We start from the raw sequence: 13,811 nt of genomic DNA on the forward strand, positions 1-13,811 counted from the left end.
TATGACGGATGACAGGATAGGCATTATCCGATTAACAACGTATAATACGTGCCAATTTGAGTTGATAACGGAGATAACACCATGCGCCCAGCAGGTAGATTAGCAGACCAGATGCGCCCAATAAAAATTACGCGCAATTATACAAAGCATGCGGAAGGCTCTGTTCTTATTGAGTTTGGCGACACTAAGGTGTTATGTAACGCGACTGTTGAAGAAGGTGTTCCTCGTTTCTTAAAAGGTCAGGGTCAAGGTTGGGTAACCGCAGAATATGGTATGTTACCTCGCGCAACAAACTCCCGTAACCAACGTGAAGCGGCAAAAGGGAAACAAACCGGTCGTACTATGGAAATTCAACGACTGATCGCACGTTCATTACGTGCGGCGGTTGACCTGAAAAAACTTGGCGAGCATACCATTACGTTGGACTGCGATGTTATCCAAGCGGATGGCGGTACACGTACTGCAGCGATCTCAGGCGCGTGTGTTGCATTGGTTGATGCACTGAACAACATGGTTGCTCAAGGCAAATTAGCGAAAAGCCCTCTGAAATCCATGGTTGCTGCGGTGTCTGTTGGTATCGTTAACCAAGAAGCGCTGTGTGACCTGGAGTATGTTGAAGATTCTGCTGCAGAAACGGATATGAACGTCGTGATGATGGATGATGGCCGAATGATTGAGGTACAAGGTACCGCAGAAGGCGAACCGTTCAGTCATGAAGAGCTTTTAGCTCTTCTAGCATTAGCGAAAACGGGGCTAGACACCATTTTCGAAGCTCAGCGAGAAGCGCTGAAATAGATTTATTATTAAATAGGCGGCTGAAAAGTCGCCTTTTTTATGCCCGCAGTTTATGAATACAGCAGCAAATAAACCGCGAAAGTAGTTCCAATTAAAAAAGACCAATACTAATTAATGAGGAGAATGACCAATGAAAGCCTATCAGCGCGATTTTATTGAACTTGCCATGAAAAAACAGGTACTGAAATTTGGTGAGTTTACGCTGAAATCAGGTCGTAAGAGTCCCTATTTCTTTAATGCGGGGCTGTTTAATACAGGGCGTGACTTGGCTCTTGTCGGTCGTTTTTATGCACAAGCGTTAAAAGAAAGTGCCATTGAGTGTGATGTGATTTTTGGTCCAGCCTATAAAGGTATTCCGATTGCGACCACAACCGCAGTCGCATTGGCAGAACATCACAATATTGATATGCCATACTGCTTTAATCGTAAAGAAGCGAAAGACCATGGGGAAGGCGGTACATTAGTGGGTAGCCCACTGCAAGGACGTGTTGTGGTTGTCGATGATGTGATTACGGCAGGTACGGCAATTCGTGAGTCGATGGAAATCATCAAACAGCAAAAAGCAACGTTGAGTGGCGTGTTGCTGTGTTTAGACCGCCAAGAAAAAGGGAAAGGTGAAATTTCTGCGGTGCAGGAAGTGGAACGTGACTATGGATGTAAAGTGTATTCGATCATCACAATGAGCGATTTAATTACATATTTAGCGGAAAAAGAAGATATGCAACAGCATCTTGCTGCGATGAAAGCGTATCGTGAGCAGTATGGAATTTAATTGAAAAAAAGCCCTCGCCCAATAATGGGCGGGGTGAGTAGTATAAATAAGCGGTTATTGTAACTGAGCCAAAATTAAAGGCCAGCGAGCTTCGAACTCTACCGTTGGACGGTAACGAAACTCAGAACGTACGAAGCGGGACAGCATACCTTCACAGAAGGCTAATAGTTGAGAAGCTAATAGTGATTCGTCATGGATAAAGCCTTGTCCATCACGAATTTTTTTCTCTTTTAATACTTGTCGCAGCTGTGATTCGATACGTTCGAATAATTGGTTAATGCGCCCTTGCAGCCTATCTTGCTCGAACATTAGCGCATGACCCGTCATTATACGCGTTAATCCAGGGTTTTTCTCTGAGAAACCTAAAATTAGCGCTAAAACCAGTTTAATTCGGACAAGTGTATCTTTTTCGTCCGTTAAAATCAGGTTGATGCGGGAAACAAGTGAATCTTCAATAAATTCAATTAAGCTGTCGAACATCTTCATTTTGCTTGGAAAATGACGATATAGCGCAGCTTCTGAAACACCAACTGTTGCAGCGAGTTTTGCCGTTGTAATACGCTGGCTGCCATCGCTACTTTCTAACATTAACGCAAGAGCCTGCAAAATCTCATCACGTCTGTTACGTTTTTGTATTGTATTCTCTGCCATGTCTGATAAGACCCCTGCTAAAACAGCAAGACAAACTATCCAAAATTTCGCTCTGAGTAAAGTCACACTCAGAATAAAACAGGTTTAAAATATGTAGAGATTATAATCAAATCTAATCCATTCACGAGGTACAAAAATACCTTACTGATTGTTTTTATTCATAAATATAGACGCTTGTAGGGCGCCTATATTCGGTATTTCAACGTGAATAGGTTCGACTTATTGTCGGCCCATTATTGGCGGCCAGAATGACCGAAACCACCTTCACCGCGTTCACTCGCGTCAAAGTCATCCACAATATTGAATTGTGCCTGAACAACAGGAACAAAGACCATTTGTGCCATACGCTCACCCGGTTCAACGGTGAATGCTTTGTCGCTACGGTTCCATACTGACACCATCAGTTGGCCTTGGTAGTCTGAGTCGATTAAACCAACCAAGTTACCCAGTACTACACCATGCTTATGACCTAAACCTGAGCGTGGCAGAATTACTGCGGCAAGTTGCTCGTCTGCAATATGGATAGCTAGACCCGTTGGGATCAATTCAGTTTGACCCGGTGCTAAATCGATAGGTGCATCAATACATGCACGTAAATCTAAACCCGCAGAGCCAGTGGTTGCGTAAGTTGGCAGTGGAAACTCATTCCCAATACGTGCATCAAGAATTTTCAGATCGATCTTTTTCATAACGTTGGAGTATCTCGTCAAGTAAATGGTGGCTTAATTCAATTTTACTACTGTGTGGTAATCGAACATCACCGTGGGCATCAAATAGATGTAGTGCATTGTTATCACTATTAAAGCCATTATCCGCTAAGGAAACGTCATTCGCACAAATTAAATCAAGTTGCTTTTGTTGGCGCTTTTGTCGTGCATATTCTTCGACATTTTGGGTCTCTGCCGCGAAACCGACTACATAAGGGCGATTTTGCGTCAGTTTTCCTACACTTGCCACAATGTCAGGGTTTTGTACAAGGGTAATGGAAACTTCATTCCCTTGTTTCTTAATTTTATTCTCAGCGACGGTTTTAGCTCGGTAATCTGCAACCGCAGCACAGCCGATAAAAATATCTTGCTCAGTAATAGACTGGTGTACTTGTTCATACATCTCAAGGGCGCTCGTCACGTTAATGCGGTTTACACCATTCGGTGTTGCCAAATTAACAGGACCTGCGACGAGAGTGACGTTCGCTCCGCGTTCACTGGCAGCTTGCGCGATGGCAAAACCCATTTTCCCAGAACTATGATTACTGATAAAGCGTACAGGATCCAAATCTTCACGGGTTGGACCTGCCGTAACCATGATTGAAATCCCCTGTAGGTCTGAACGTGATTGCTGACCTAAACATGATTGAAAGTGCTGACCAGCCAATTTCACGATAGCTAATGGGTCAATCATACGCCCTGGCCCCACATCACCACATGCTTGGCTGCCTTCATCAGGACCCCAAATCATACACTGGCGTTGTTGCAGTCTGATTAAATTATCCTGTGTTGCTGCAGCGCGATACATTTGTTGATTCATCGCAGGCACGACGGCAATAGGCGCCGCAGATGCAAGACAAACGGTCGTAAGTAAATCATTCGCCATGCCAGCGCTTAATCGTGCGATTAAATCGGCAGTAGCTGGCGCTAAAATAATTATATCAGCCCATTTTGCCAATTCAATGTGACCCATTGCGGCCTCAGCGGCAGGGTCTAGCAAATCATCAGCGACCGGATAACCGGAAACGGCTTGCAAAGTAAGAGGTGTAATGAACGCTTTTGCCGCAGGTGTCATGACAACACGTACAGATGCCCCTTCATCACGCAGTCGGCGAGTGAGTTCAGGGATTTTATAAGCGGCTATTCCACCACTGATACCAAGAACAATTCGCTTACCTAATAATGAGTTAACTGAAGTTTGTTGAGTCATGGTCTCTGTCCGATTTGGTCAACATGGGGGGCATCTTACCATATCAATGAGCTTGGTGAGAGAGCCGATTTTGTATCCCGATGCTATTTTTGCGAAGCGCTACGCAAAGGCTAGTTTATATGATTGCCCTGTGTATGTTGGTTGACTACAAAGAGGGCAACGACGTGAAAGAGGATGAGTCGATGCACGAATACATGGAGCTTTTACCACGAGAAAAAATGTTGGCATATGGAGCTGCATCATTATCTGATGCAGAGTTATTAGCTATTTTCTTACGTACAGGAACACGAGGTGAACCCGTTTTACAACTTGCTCAGCGTTTACTTCATGAGTTTGGTTCACTCTATCTATTAGTGCAAGCTGACTACGCAAAGCTGATTGAATGCAAAGGCTTGGGGGCTTGTAAATTAAGTCAGTTGCAAGCCGCTAGCGAACTCGCAAGGCGTTGTTTTTCTGCGCAAGTGCTTTGTGATGACATCATGGATAACCCCAATACATTGAAATCGAGGTTGCTTGAATTGTTTTCAGGGCAGGAGCGAGAGGTTTTCATGGTGCTATTTTTGAATAACCAGCATCAGGTGATTTGCCAGGAAGAGATGTTTAAAGGCACTATCAATCGCGTTGAAGTGCATCCAAGAGAAATTATCCGGTTTGCCATGAAAATGAATGCCAGAGCGATAGTGCTTGCTCATAATCACCCATCAGGAAACCCTGAGCCAAGCATGGCAGATAAGTACGTTACTGAGAAAATTCAGAGTGCTTGTGACATGATGGGGATTAAATTACTTGATCATTTTGTGGTTGGACACAAATCTTGCACCTCATTTGCCGAGCGCGGATGGTTGTAAAATTATTTTTTGACTAAAAAATGACAACTTTTGCTGTGTTGGGCTTGAGTGAAAACGATTGAAAGCGTATACTACGCCACCTTTAAGGATCTCGGGTTTGACGAGAAGAGCCTATCTCAGTAAATTTTTTTGCTAAGATAAAGATATTTTGTTGATCACTTAAAAGTTTGCTGAGATGGGCTCCTAAGCCTGACGAGGCAGTCAAGCCCAGAACAAAAAAGCTCGAGCTGATTAGATTTTTGGAGAATAGACATGTCACGAGTCTGCCAAGTTACCGGCAAGCGTCCAATGAGCGGTAACAACCGTTCACACGCATTAAACGCGACCAAACGTCGTTTTTTGCCAAACCTGCACTCTCACCGTTTCTGGGTTGAGTCTGAGAAACGTTTCGTAACACTGCGTGTATCTGCTAAAGGTATGCGTGTTATCGATAAAAAGGGTATTGATGCTGTTCTTGCTGAACTGCGTACCCGCGGTGAGAAGTACTAAGGAGCTAAAAAATGGCTAAAGGTATTCGCGAGAAAATCAAGCTGGTTTCTTCTGAAGGTACAGGTCACTTCTATACCACTACGAAGAACAAGCGCACAATGCCAGAAAAACTGGAACTGAAAAAATTCGATCCAGTTGTTCGTAAGCATGTGATCTACAAAGAAGCAAAAATCAAATAATTTTGCTTTCTGCGTACGAAGAACCCAGCTTAGGCTGGGTTTTTTTATGTCAAAAATTAGCCATAAAGTGGCTATCCATAGGGATATTGATTAAAAACTATAACCATTAATCTGAACGTAGTAACATGTTCAGTATTCATGGAATTAATAACGCATTTTATTGTCAAATATCCATATCAATTTATCTACTAGACCTGATTAAGAGCTCCTGGTGAAAAAACAGTATAAAAAAATTCTTGTAATCAAGATGCGGTTTCATGGTGACATGCTACTGACGACGCCTGTTATCAGCTCATTGAAGCAAAATTATCCTGATGCTCAGATTGATGTTTTGCTTTATCAGGACACCATTCCCATTTTGTCGGAAAACCAAGAGATCCATACACTATATGGCATGAAAGGTAAGAAAAGTGGTGGTTTGAGTAAAGCCTGCAACTTTTTAAGTCTACTGTTTAAATTACGTCGTAATCAGTATGATTTAGTGGTTAACCTTGCCGACCAATGGATGGTTTCGTTACTCGTTCGCGCGATTCCCGCAGAAACTAAGATTTCACACGATTTCGGTCATCGTGATTCGAAATTTTGGCGAAATAGCTTTACGCATCTCACTCCTCCTGAAGGAGAGCATGTTGTTTTAAATAATCTTTCTGTATTAAAACCGTTAGGGATCCAAGAATTCAAAACAGACCTAACCATGTCTTATGCGGAAGATGATTGGAAAAAAATTGATCAAAGACTGTTAGACCTTGGCGTTCACAGTAGCTATGTCGTGATCCAGCCTACTGCCCGACAAATTTTTAAATGTTGGGATAATGAAAAATTCTCAGCCGTCATTGATGCGTTGCAGTCTCGTGGCTATCAAGTGGTATTAACATCGGGCCCAAGCAAAGAAGACTTAGCGTGTGTGAATGAAATTGCGGAGAATTGCCAAACCAAGCCAACGACTGAGCTTGCAGGAAAAACATCTTTCCCTGAATTAGGCGCATTAATTGCGCATGCTGCCCTTTTTATTGGTGTCGATTCTGCACCGATGCATATTGCTGCCGCGGTTAAAACTCCCATCGTTTGCTTATTTGGTGCCACTAACCATATTTTCTGGCGTCCATGGAGCGATAATGTGGTGAAATTCTGGGCGGGGGACTATGAAAATATGCCACCTAGAGATGAGCTAGACCGCAATAAAAAATATCTCTCCGTGATCCCTGCGAGTGATGTGATTGAAGCAACAGAGCAAATGCTGCCGATGAATATGCGCTCAATGATGGGAAGGTACTAAGATGGTGTTGGCATTTTGTCTGTATAAATATTTTCCATTTGGAGGGCTACAACGCGACTTTTTACGTATCGCGATGGCTTGCCAAGCTCGTGGACATCAGATTCGTGTTTATACCCAGTCATGGGAAGGTGAACGCCCAGAACAGTTTGAAATTATTATTGTTCCTACTAGTTCAGGCACTAACCATGGACGAAATGCCCAATATTGTGAATGGGTAATGGCACATCTGAAGCAACATCCTGTAGATAGAATTGTTGGCTTTAATAAAATGCCTGAGCTGGATGTATATTTTGCTGCGGATGTTTGTTATGCGCAAAAAGTGGCTGAAGAAAAAGGCTTTTTCTATAAGCTGACTCCACGCTATAAACATTATGTTGCTTTTGAAAAAGCGGTCTTCCAAAAAGGAAAGGCAACGCAGCTCATGATGCTCACTCCTCATCAAATTACCCATTTTGAAAAGCACTATGGAACGGAAAGTGACCGTTTTCACATGCTGCCTCCGGGTATAGCCGTTGATCGAAAATATGACCAACAGATTGTGGATGCTAAGCGTATTTATCGGGAAAAGAATCAAATTCCAGAGTCTGCATTTTTACTGCTTCAAGTTGGGTCTGATTTTAAACGCAAGGGAGTTGATAGAACTCTTAAGGCGATGGCAGCACTGCCTGAAAACATCAGAAATAACACACTTTTGATGGTGGTAGGGCAAGATAAACCCGGTAAATATCAACGATTAGCGGAAACGTTGGGAATTACTAAACAAGTTTCATTTTTTAGCGGACGCAATGACATTGCGGAGCTAATGGCTGCTGCGGATATTTTGATGCATCCGGCTTATCAAGAAGCGGCTGGGATTGTCCTGCTTGAAGCGATTGTTGCTGGATTGCCAATTATAGTCACTGAAGTGTGTGGTTATGCGTCGTTTATCGACAAAGCACAATGTGGCGTGGTGGTTAATGAGCCGTTTGAACAGACAGTTTTAAATCAGGCTCTATGCGATAGTCTGCAAGATACACAAAAACGAACTCAGTGGGTAAACAATGCTAAATACTATGCGGATACAGAAGATCTGTATAGTTTACCGGAAAAAGCGGCCGATATTATTTTAGGATGCTCTAATGGTTGAGTTAAAAGCACCTTTTAACGAATTATGGAAAGATAAAGACCCATTTGTTGAAACAGATAAACTGGATGGCGAAGTCTTTCGTGCATTGGAAACGCGCAGAACATTGCGTTTCCAGCTTGATGATAAAAGCTATTTTATTAAGATTCATTATGGCACGACGCTAAAAGAGGTTTTGAAGAATTTATTTTCATTCCGTTTACCTGTTTTAGGTGCAGATCGTGAATGGAATGCAATTCATCGATTGACTGAAGCTGGCGTTGATACCATGAACGGGCGTGCTTTTGGGCAAAGAGGGTGGAACCCACTTCGACGTCATTCATTTATTATTACTGAAGACCTCACTCCAACAGTGAGTTTAGAAGATTACTGCGCTAATTGGGCAACTCAACCGCCTAAATTCAGAACTAAGCAAATGTTGATCCAGCGAGTTGCCGAGATGGTACGTAAGATGCATCGCATCGGCATTAATCACCGCGACTGTTATATTTGCCATTTCTTACTGCATCTACCGTTCACAGAAAATCTGCAAAATTTAAAAATTTCAGTTATCGATTTGCATCGCGCACAGCTACGGTCGTCAGTTCCTACCCGTTGGCGAAATAAGGATTTAATTGGTTTATACTTTTCGTCATTAGAAATCGGCTTAACTCAACGAGATATTTTCCGGTTTATGAAGGTTTATTTTGAAATGCCGCTGCGTGAGATTTTGAAGAAAGAGCAACGATTAATACAAATCTCTGAGCAAAGAGCAGAAAAAATTCGCCAAAGAAGTTTAAAATATCGTTTATAAAAGATACTCAATATTAGCATCATAGACAGTTATTCAAACATTGTGATTGATTAGGTAAAAGGTAACGACATGATAAACAATGATATGATTAAATCATTGATAAAAATAAACGATAATCAAAACAGTGAAGATAGTTATTTTCACATTGGCTATGGTGTTGATGAGAAGTTTTTATACGGTGTCGGTACGTCAATTGCATCGGTTCTTCTCAATAATCAAGAAACAAATTTCCATTTTCACCTTTTTGTCGATAATTTGCCTGATGAAAAACTATTCCGTGGATTAGTCGAAAATACTCCACATAAGTTAACTATTTACTTTATTGATAACGAAAAATTTAAGCAGCTGCCGCTTCCATCTAAAGCGTGGAGCCATGCAATCTATTTTAGATTGCTCATTATTTCATATCTTTCGGATACCATTGATAACTTGTTATATCTTGATGCTGACATCATTTGTAAAGGTAATATGGCAGAGTTAAAGACTTTACAATTTGGTGAAAATACCTTTGTTTATGCAGTGAAAGATAAATTCTGTAGTGAAAAACAGCGTTTATCGATCGATATGAGCAAGTATTTTAATTCAGGTTTTTTATATATGTCTCTCAAGTATCTGGCTGAGAGCGATATTCCAAATAAAGTTATTGAGTTAGTTGAAAAAAATGATTTCTCACATCCGGACCAAGATGCATTAAACGTTTTACTCAACGATAAGTTAGTCAATATTAGTGAAAACTATAATTATATGTTTTCTCTTGATTGGTATATTACGAGTAAAGGGCATCTGACTAAGATCCCTGATAGTGTGGTTTTTATTCATTTTGTGGGGCTAACCAAGCCTTTCCATGAGTGGGCAAATTTCTATGAAGAATACGATTATTTAGAGCGTGCCCGCAAGAATTCACCTTGGAAAGATATACCTTTATTAAAGCCAGAAGGCTATAAACAGTTATCTCGTAAGAAATCTCATCTAAGAAAAAATGGTAAATATCTTCAGTTTATTATGACGACAATTCAATACTTAATGAAAAAAGCGTCCCATTAGTTAGGTATTGTATTAAAAAGGCCATCAATGTAGATGGCCTTTTTCGTATCATTTTTTCACTAAAACGTTATTTATCAAGATCGCGGTGAGTATGTTGTACAAAATAAAGATATCTAAGAAGATAAATTCAAATAGGCAATAGACCAAAAAGTAGCCAATTGATGAAACGAATATACCGACATTAAGGATGTCTTTCTTTTGTTTAAAACTGTGTAAAAGATCTTTCATGTTGAAAATAAAAGCTACGCAGAATAGAAATAATCCAATATAACCAATGCTGTATGCAATATTCAGGAAGAAAGGTTCATCATTATTGTGAGTCATCATTTTTTTCTTTTCTGAATAGCCTGATGCACTTTTGATAGGTTTTACATTATGGTCATTCAAGTAATTATTATAAGCTACTCCGCCATATCCAATTCCATGTAAGTTATTTTCTATACTATTCATGATAAGTGGATAACGTACATCAATAATTTGATCTCTGCTTGAGGTGATATTATTCGCACTAATAGTTTGGTTAACTTTATTCTTTACTTGGGGGATGAAGGAATAAGAAGCATAAAGTGTGGCAGATAACAGTAGTGAGCAAATCAGGCTGTAATAACAAAATTTCTTTAGACTAGGTGATAATAGTAGCAATATCAGTGCAGATTCAACGGCGATAGCCAATGCTCCACCACGGCTGCCAGTATAAAGAACAAAAGTAAACCCTATAATCGAGAGTAAAAATAAAATTATTTTGAAAGAAATGTTCTTCGATATAAAAAAACCAGTTAACACAAATGGAAAAATGAGAGTAGCGTAATGAGCAAACCCATACCTAAGCTGAAGATACATCGGCATATCGCTACCTTTTATAATTTTTAAAACAGGCGTAATAAAAAGAATAAATACTAAGGTGGAAATTAGAGCATATGTAATGACTTTCTGGGATTTACTCTGTTCACTTTGAAATACAATCAAAAATAAAGTTATAACAATAACATAACGCCAATCATCAAATATCGCTTTGAGAGCATCAGTAGTAAAGCCGGAATATGTAAAGAAGGTTGCGCAAAATAAGCACCAAGCTAAAAAAAGGAATAAAAATTTTCGACCGCTAATGAGTCGACGCAGCCCACTAAGTATGTTGGTTTTTTTTGTTGCGGCGGTATAGACAACAAATAAAAAAAGCAGCGCAGCGGAAATATTTAGAATACCTTGTGTATCGTTAGTAAACATCCCAATTATCATTACAAAAAGTAAGAAAAAGGGAGCTTGTTCGCGAAGTTTTTGGGCTATTTTCACAAAGTTACCTGTTGTTTTAAAGTTGTTTATTTCAAGTGATTGTGTTTTATTGAAAGTCAAGATTTGTTCTTTTTCCATAAGGAAAAATAAATCTCTAGAAAATAAATTTGAAGCCGTTCTTTATAGGATAAATATTTTTTAAATAACGCTATAGATTGCTTTATTTGAAAGGCTTCAGATTTCGATAGCTTTTCTCCAGTATTCTTGGATATTGACTTTTTCAGTAAGTGAAATGCTTCAGATTGTGATTTTGCCAACATTTTTGCCACTAGAGGGCCTTTAATAAGAGCAATAAATGACAAGGTAGCCATAACATAAATAAGACTGTTAATATCACTTCGTCTAAAGGTTTGCGTGATACTAGTTTCATTTACTCGATAATGAATTAACGTTTTATTGATGCTATAGATATTTTTACTTTCTAAATAAAGAAAGGGAGTAGTTGCCATATCTTCATACAAAATACCGACAGGATAATGAATACCTACCTCTTTAAATAGAGTACTTCGATATACCCTTGACCATGCAAACCACTTTTTATTATTAAAAACAGGCTTCAAATCATGATAGGTCGTTATTTTCACGGCGCCAGAAAAGCTACTCGTTTTTATTTTATTTTTTATATCTGGATGTGAATCCTCAAATTTTAGTGTGTCAAATTCAATGAGGTCATAATCTGATGAAGATATTATTGGCCTTATTTCATGATAAAATTGACTGTTTAGAAAATCATCAGCATCTAAGAAGGCAATATACTCTCCTGAACTTAGGGATATCCCATGATTTCTTGCTTTTGATAGCCCCCCATTGTCTCTTTTTACATACAGTATATTTAGATGAGTATATTGGTTGATTTTATTAAAAATAACCTGCTCGCTACTATCTGTTGAACCATCATTGATGATGACCAATTCGACTTCATTATCCATAAATGAAATAACTGAAGATAAACATTCATCAATATATTTTTCGCTATTATAACATGGAACGATAACAGATAACTTAATGTTTTTCATCGAAAAATGCCAATATGTAATTATTAACTGTTACGAGGATGAGCGTCATTCATATAGTGGCGTCAAGATAGCCAAATAGAATATTTATTCGGTCACCCTTGTTAGTAAGTTTATCAATCTGTGCTCTTTGATTAATAGGGCTTATGGTATAACAATGGTTATCCATGTTATAGGGGTAATATGTGATTATTAACCAAGTTTTTTGCCAAATTGAGAAAAAATAATGCCAGAACTTCCCGAAGTTGAAACCAGTCGCCGAGGTATTGAACCACATTTAGTCGGCAATACAATTAGTTATGCCGTTGTGCGTAATGAACGGTTACGTTGGCCGGTAAGTGAACAAATCATGCGTTTATCTGATGAAACCGTGATTAGTGTTCAACGACGGGCAAAATACCTACTGATTGAACTGCGCAAAGGTTGGATTATTGTCCATTTAGGAATGTCTGGCAGTGTGCGAATTCTAACGGAAGAGATAACCGAAGGGAAACATGACCATGTAGACCTTATCTTGGGTGACGGTAAAGTACTGCGCTACACTGACCCTCGACGCTTTGGTGCATGGCTTTGGTGCGATGATTTAGCGTCTAGCTCCGTTCTCGCCCATTTAGGTCCTGAGCCTCTCTCCGATGAATTCAATCCTAAATATCTCTTTGATTTAGCAGCTAAACGTAAGGTTGCGGTCAAACCTTGGTTGATGGACAACAAAATCGTTGTTGGGGTAGGGAATATCTACGCTAATGAAGCGCTTTTTGCATCAAGAATCTCCCCAGAAAAGCTGACTAACACACTGACACTCAATGAAATTACCGAACTGGTTACGCAGATTAAAAAAGTGCTGCAACGTTCAATAGAGCAAGGTGGAACCACTCTCAAAGACTTTTTACAGTCAGACGGAAAACCGGGTTACTTTGCTCAAGAGTTATTTGTGTATGGAAAAAAAGGTGAGCCTTGCTCTTTATGCGGAACCCAGATTGAGAGCATCAAACAAGGACAGAGGACAACCTTTTATTGCCCTCAATGTCAGAAGTAATTGCTAGATTTTGTTGAGTTTTTTCAACATAGCCTCAGCAACTATAGGCGGTAAAAACGACGAAATATCTCCATCATGAAGCGCGACATCCTTAATTAATGAGGATGAAACGAAAGATAAGCTTTGTGATGGAAGTAAAAATACTGTTTCTAGCTCAGGAACAAAATGGCGGTTCATATTAGCCAGTTGCCATTCATATTCAAAATCTGCCACTGAACGTACGCCACGAATTAAAATATTCGCATTATTTTTCTGTGCAAAATTCGCCATTAACTCAGAAAAGCCAACCACTTCGACATTCCCTAAGTGAGCTGTAACTTGCTTCGCGAGCTCAACACGCTCTTCCAGATTAAACATAGGGCTTTTGCGTTGACTATTTGCGATAGCGAGCAAAACATGGTCAAACATCGCGGCAGCACGGGTGACGATATCGACGTGTCCAGAGGTAATCGGGTCAAAGGTTCCCGGATAAATAGCTTTATGGGTCATGATATTGCTATCTCTTTGTTTATTATTGCCTATCCTAATATATCGATAGGAATAAGTGACGGTGAAATCCACATTAACGGCAATTGCGTTCTCTTG

The 13,811-nt window shown here is 39.9% G+C and carries 16 protein-coding genes; 10 read left to right on the forward strand and 6 right to left on the reverse strand.

Annotated elements, in window-relative coordinates; all coding sequences use genetic code 11:
• The first annotated feature begins 81 nt into the window (after window positions 1–81).
• Entirely contained in the window at window positions 82–795 is a 714-nt protein-coding gene (rph, locus tag GKR61_RS11370; protein ID WP_036950714.1) for a ribonuclease PH, read from the forward strand.
• 130 nt (window positions 796–925) lie between these two features.
• Window positions 926–1,567: an orotate phosphoribosyltransferase gene (pyrE, locus tag GKR61_RS11375; RefSeq protein WP_108479136.1), complete on the forward strand. Its 642-nt coding sequence runs from the start codon at window positions 926–928 to the stop codon at window positions 1,565–1,567.
• Between the two features lie 54 nt (window positions 1,568–1,621).
• Here pyrE and slmA read toward each other — a convergent pair whose 3' ends face one another.
• The 3 genes from slmA to coaBC form a co-directional block, all read right to left on the reverse strand.
• On the reverse strand, window positions 1,622–2,218 hold the full coding sequence (gene slmA / locus GKR61_RS11380; RefSeq protein ID WP_036950718.1) for a nucleoid occlusion factor SlmA: 597 nt from the start codon (window positions 2,216–2,218) through the stop codon (window positions 1,622–1,624).
• Between the two features lie 233 nt (window positions 2,219–2,451).
• Window positions 2,452–2,907 carry a dUTP diphosphatase gene (gene dut, locus GKR61_RS11385; RefSeq protein WP_154599592.1) on the reverse strand — a complete coding sequence of 152 codons (456 nt, stop codon included), beginning with the start codon at window positions 2,905–2,907 and terminating at the stop codon, window positions 2,452–2,454.
• On the reverse strand, window positions 2,879–4,135 hold the full coding sequence (coaBC, locus tag GKR61_RS11390) for a bifunctional phosphopantothenoylcysteine decarboxylase/phosphopantothenate--cysteine ligase CoaBC (RefSeq protein WP_036950722.1): 1,257 nt from the start codon (window positions 4,133–4,135) through the stop codon (window positions 2,879–2,881). Before coaBC ends, dut begins: the two co-directional genes overlap by 29 nt.
• A 182-nt stretch (window positions 4,136–4,317) precedes the next feature.
• Here coaBC and radC point away from each other — a divergent pair, with 182 nt between their 5' ends.
• The 7 genes from radC to GKR61_RS11430 all read left to right on the forward strand — a co-directional run bounded on the left by radC (window position 4,318) and on the right by GKR61_RS11430 (window position 9,887).
• A complete protein-coding gene (gene radC / locus GKR61_RS11395) occupies window positions 4,318–4,983 on the forward strand; it encodes a RadC family protein (RefSeq protein WP_036950916.1) in 666 nt (221 codons plus the stop codon).
• A gap of 252 nt (window positions 4,984–5,235) precedes the next feature.
• Entirely contained in the window at window positions 5,236–5,472 is a 237-nt protein-coding gene (rpmB, locus tag GKR61_RS11405; protein ID WP_004265123.1) for a 50S ribosomal protein L28, read from the forward strand.
• Window positions 5,473–5,483: 11 nt separating this feature from the next.
• Complete coding sequence (gene rpmG / locus GKR61_RS11410; RefSeq protein ID WP_004265124.1) at window positions 5,484–5,651, forward strand: 50S ribosomal protein L33; 168 nt, start codon at window positions 5,484–5,486, stop codon at window positions 5,649–5,651.
• A 211-nt stretch (window positions 5,652–5,862) separates the two neighbouring features.
• A complete protein-coding gene (rfaQ, locus tag GKR61_RS11415; protein WP_036950725.1) occupies window positions 5,863–6,927 on the forward strand; it encodes a lipopolysaccharide core heptosyltransferase RfaQ in 1,065 nt (354 codons plus the stop codon).
• A 1-nt stretch (window position 6,928) separates the two neighbouring features.
• Window positions 6,929–8,053, forward strand: a complete 1,125-nt coding sequence (locus GKR61_RS11420) for a glycosyltransferase family 4 protein (protein WP_154610065.1) — start codon at window positions 6,929–6,931, stop codon at window positions 8,051–8,053.
• Entirely contained in the window at window positions 8,046–8,843 is a 798-nt protein-coding gene (rfaP, locus tag GKR61_RS11425; RefSeq protein WP_154639779.1) for a lipopolysaccharide core heptose(I) kinase RfaP, read from the forward strand. The genes GKR61_RS11420 and rfaP overlap by 8 nt, the downstream gene beginning before the upstream one ends.
• Before the next feature lie 69 nt (window positions 8,844–8,912).
• On the forward strand, window positions 8,913–9,887 hold the full coding sequence (locus GKR61_RS11430) for a glycosyltransferase (protein WP_154634486.1): 975 nt from the start codon (window positions 8,913–8,915) through the stop codon (window positions 9,885–9,887).
• Between the two features lie 48 nt (window positions 9,888–9,935).
• Here GKR61_RS11430 and GKR61_RS11435 read toward each other — a convergent pair whose 3' ends face one another.
• A complete protein-coding gene (locus tag GKR61_RS11435) occupies window positions 9,936–11,255 on the reverse strand; it encodes an O-antigen ligase family protein (RefSeq protein ID WP_108479142.1) in 1,320 nt (439 codons plus the stop codon).
• Window positions 11,234–12,193 (reverse strand): glycosyltransferase, encoded by a 960-nt coding sequence (locus GKR61_RS11440; protein ID WP_154634487.1) that lies wholly within the window; start codon window positions 12,191–12,193, stop codon window positions 11,234–11,236. Before GKR61_RS11440 ends, GKR61_RS11435 begins: the two co-directional genes overlap by 22 nt.
• A gap of 223 nt (window positions 12,194–12,416) precedes the next feature.
• Between GKR61_RS11440 and mutM the strand changes: the two genes are divergently transcribed.
• Window positions 12,417–13,226 (forward strand): bifunctional DNA-formamidopyrimidine glycosylase/DNA-(apurinic or apyrimidinic site) lyase, encoded by an 810-nt coding sequence (mutM, locus tag GKR61_RS11445; RefSeq protein ID WP_108479144.1) that lies wholly within the window; start codon window positions 12,417–12,419, stop codon window positions 13,224–13,226.
• A gap of 3 nt (window positions 13,227–13,229) precedes the next feature.
• On the opposite strand, the gene coaD is transcribed toward mutM, so the two are convergent.
• Entirely contained in the window at window positions 13,230–13,715 is a 486-nt protein-coding gene (gene coaD / locus GKR61_RS11450) for a pantetheine-phosphate adenylyltransferase (RefSeq protein WP_036950747.1), read from the reverse strand.
• Window positions 13,716–13,811 lie beyond the last annotated feature (96 nt).

It is taken from the genome of Providencia sp. wls1916, assembly GCF_009706585.1.
In the GTDB taxonomy this organism is placed as follows: domain Bacteria; phylum Pseudomonadota; class Gammaproteobacteria; order Enterobacterales; family Enterobacteriaceae; genus Providencia; species Providencia lanzhouensis.

Coding starts and splice junctions, on each gene's coding strand:
- rpmG (WP_004265124.1), top strand. CDS start 5,484: ATGGCTAAAGGTATTCGCGAGAAAATCAAGCTGGTTTCTTCTGAAGGT.
- rpmB (WP_004265123.1), top strand. CDS start 5,236: ATGTCACGAGTCTGCCAAGTTACCGGCAAGCGTCCAATGAGCGGTAAC.
- slmA (WP_036950718.1), bottom strand. CDS start 2,218: ATGGCAGAGAATACAATACAAAAACGTAACAGACGTGATGAGATTTTG.
- GKR61_RS11440 (WP_154634487.1), bottom strand. CDS start 12,193: ATGAAAAACATTAAGTTATCTGTTATCGTTCCATGTTATAATAGCGAA.
- rph (WP_036950714.1), top strand. CDS start 82: ATGCGCCCAGCAGGTAGATTAGCAGACCAGATGCGCCCAATAAAAATT.
- rfaP (WP_154639779.1), top strand. CDS start 8,046: ATGGTTGAGTTAAAAGCACCTTTTAACGAATTATGGAAAGATAAAGAC.
- radC (WP_036950916.1), top strand. CDS start 4,318: ATGCACGAATACATGGAGCTTTTACCACGAGAAAAAATGTTGGCATAT.
- coaD (WP_036950747.1), bottom strand. CDS start 13,715: ATGACCCATAAAGCTATTTATCCGGGAACCTTTGACCCGATTACCTCT.
- coaBC (WP_036950722.1), bottom strand. CDS start 4,135: ATGACTCAACAAACTTCAGTTAACTCATTATTAGGTAAGCGAATTGTT.
- GKR61_RS11435 (WP_108479142.1), bottom strand. CDS start 11,255: ATGGAAAAAGAACAAATCTTGACTTTCAATAAAACACAATCACTTGAA.
- GKR61_RS11430 (WP_154634486.1), top strand. CDS start 8,913: ATGATAAACAATGATATGATTAAATCATTGATAAAAATAAACGATAAT.
- pyrE (WP_108479136.1), top strand. CDS start 926: ATGAAAGCCTATCAGCGCGATTTTATTGAACTTGCCATGAAAAAACAG.
- dut (WP_154599592.1), bottom strand. CDS start 2,907: ATGAAAAAGATCGATCTGAAAATTCTTGATGCACGTATTGGGAATGAG.
- mutM (WP_108479144.1), top strand. CDS start 12,417: ATGCCAGAACTTCCCGAAGTTGAAACCAGTCGCCGAGGTATTGAACCA.
- GKR61_RS11420 (WP_154610065.1), top strand. CDS start 6,929: ATGGTGTTGGCATTTTGTCTGTATAAATATTTTCCATTTGGAGGGCTA.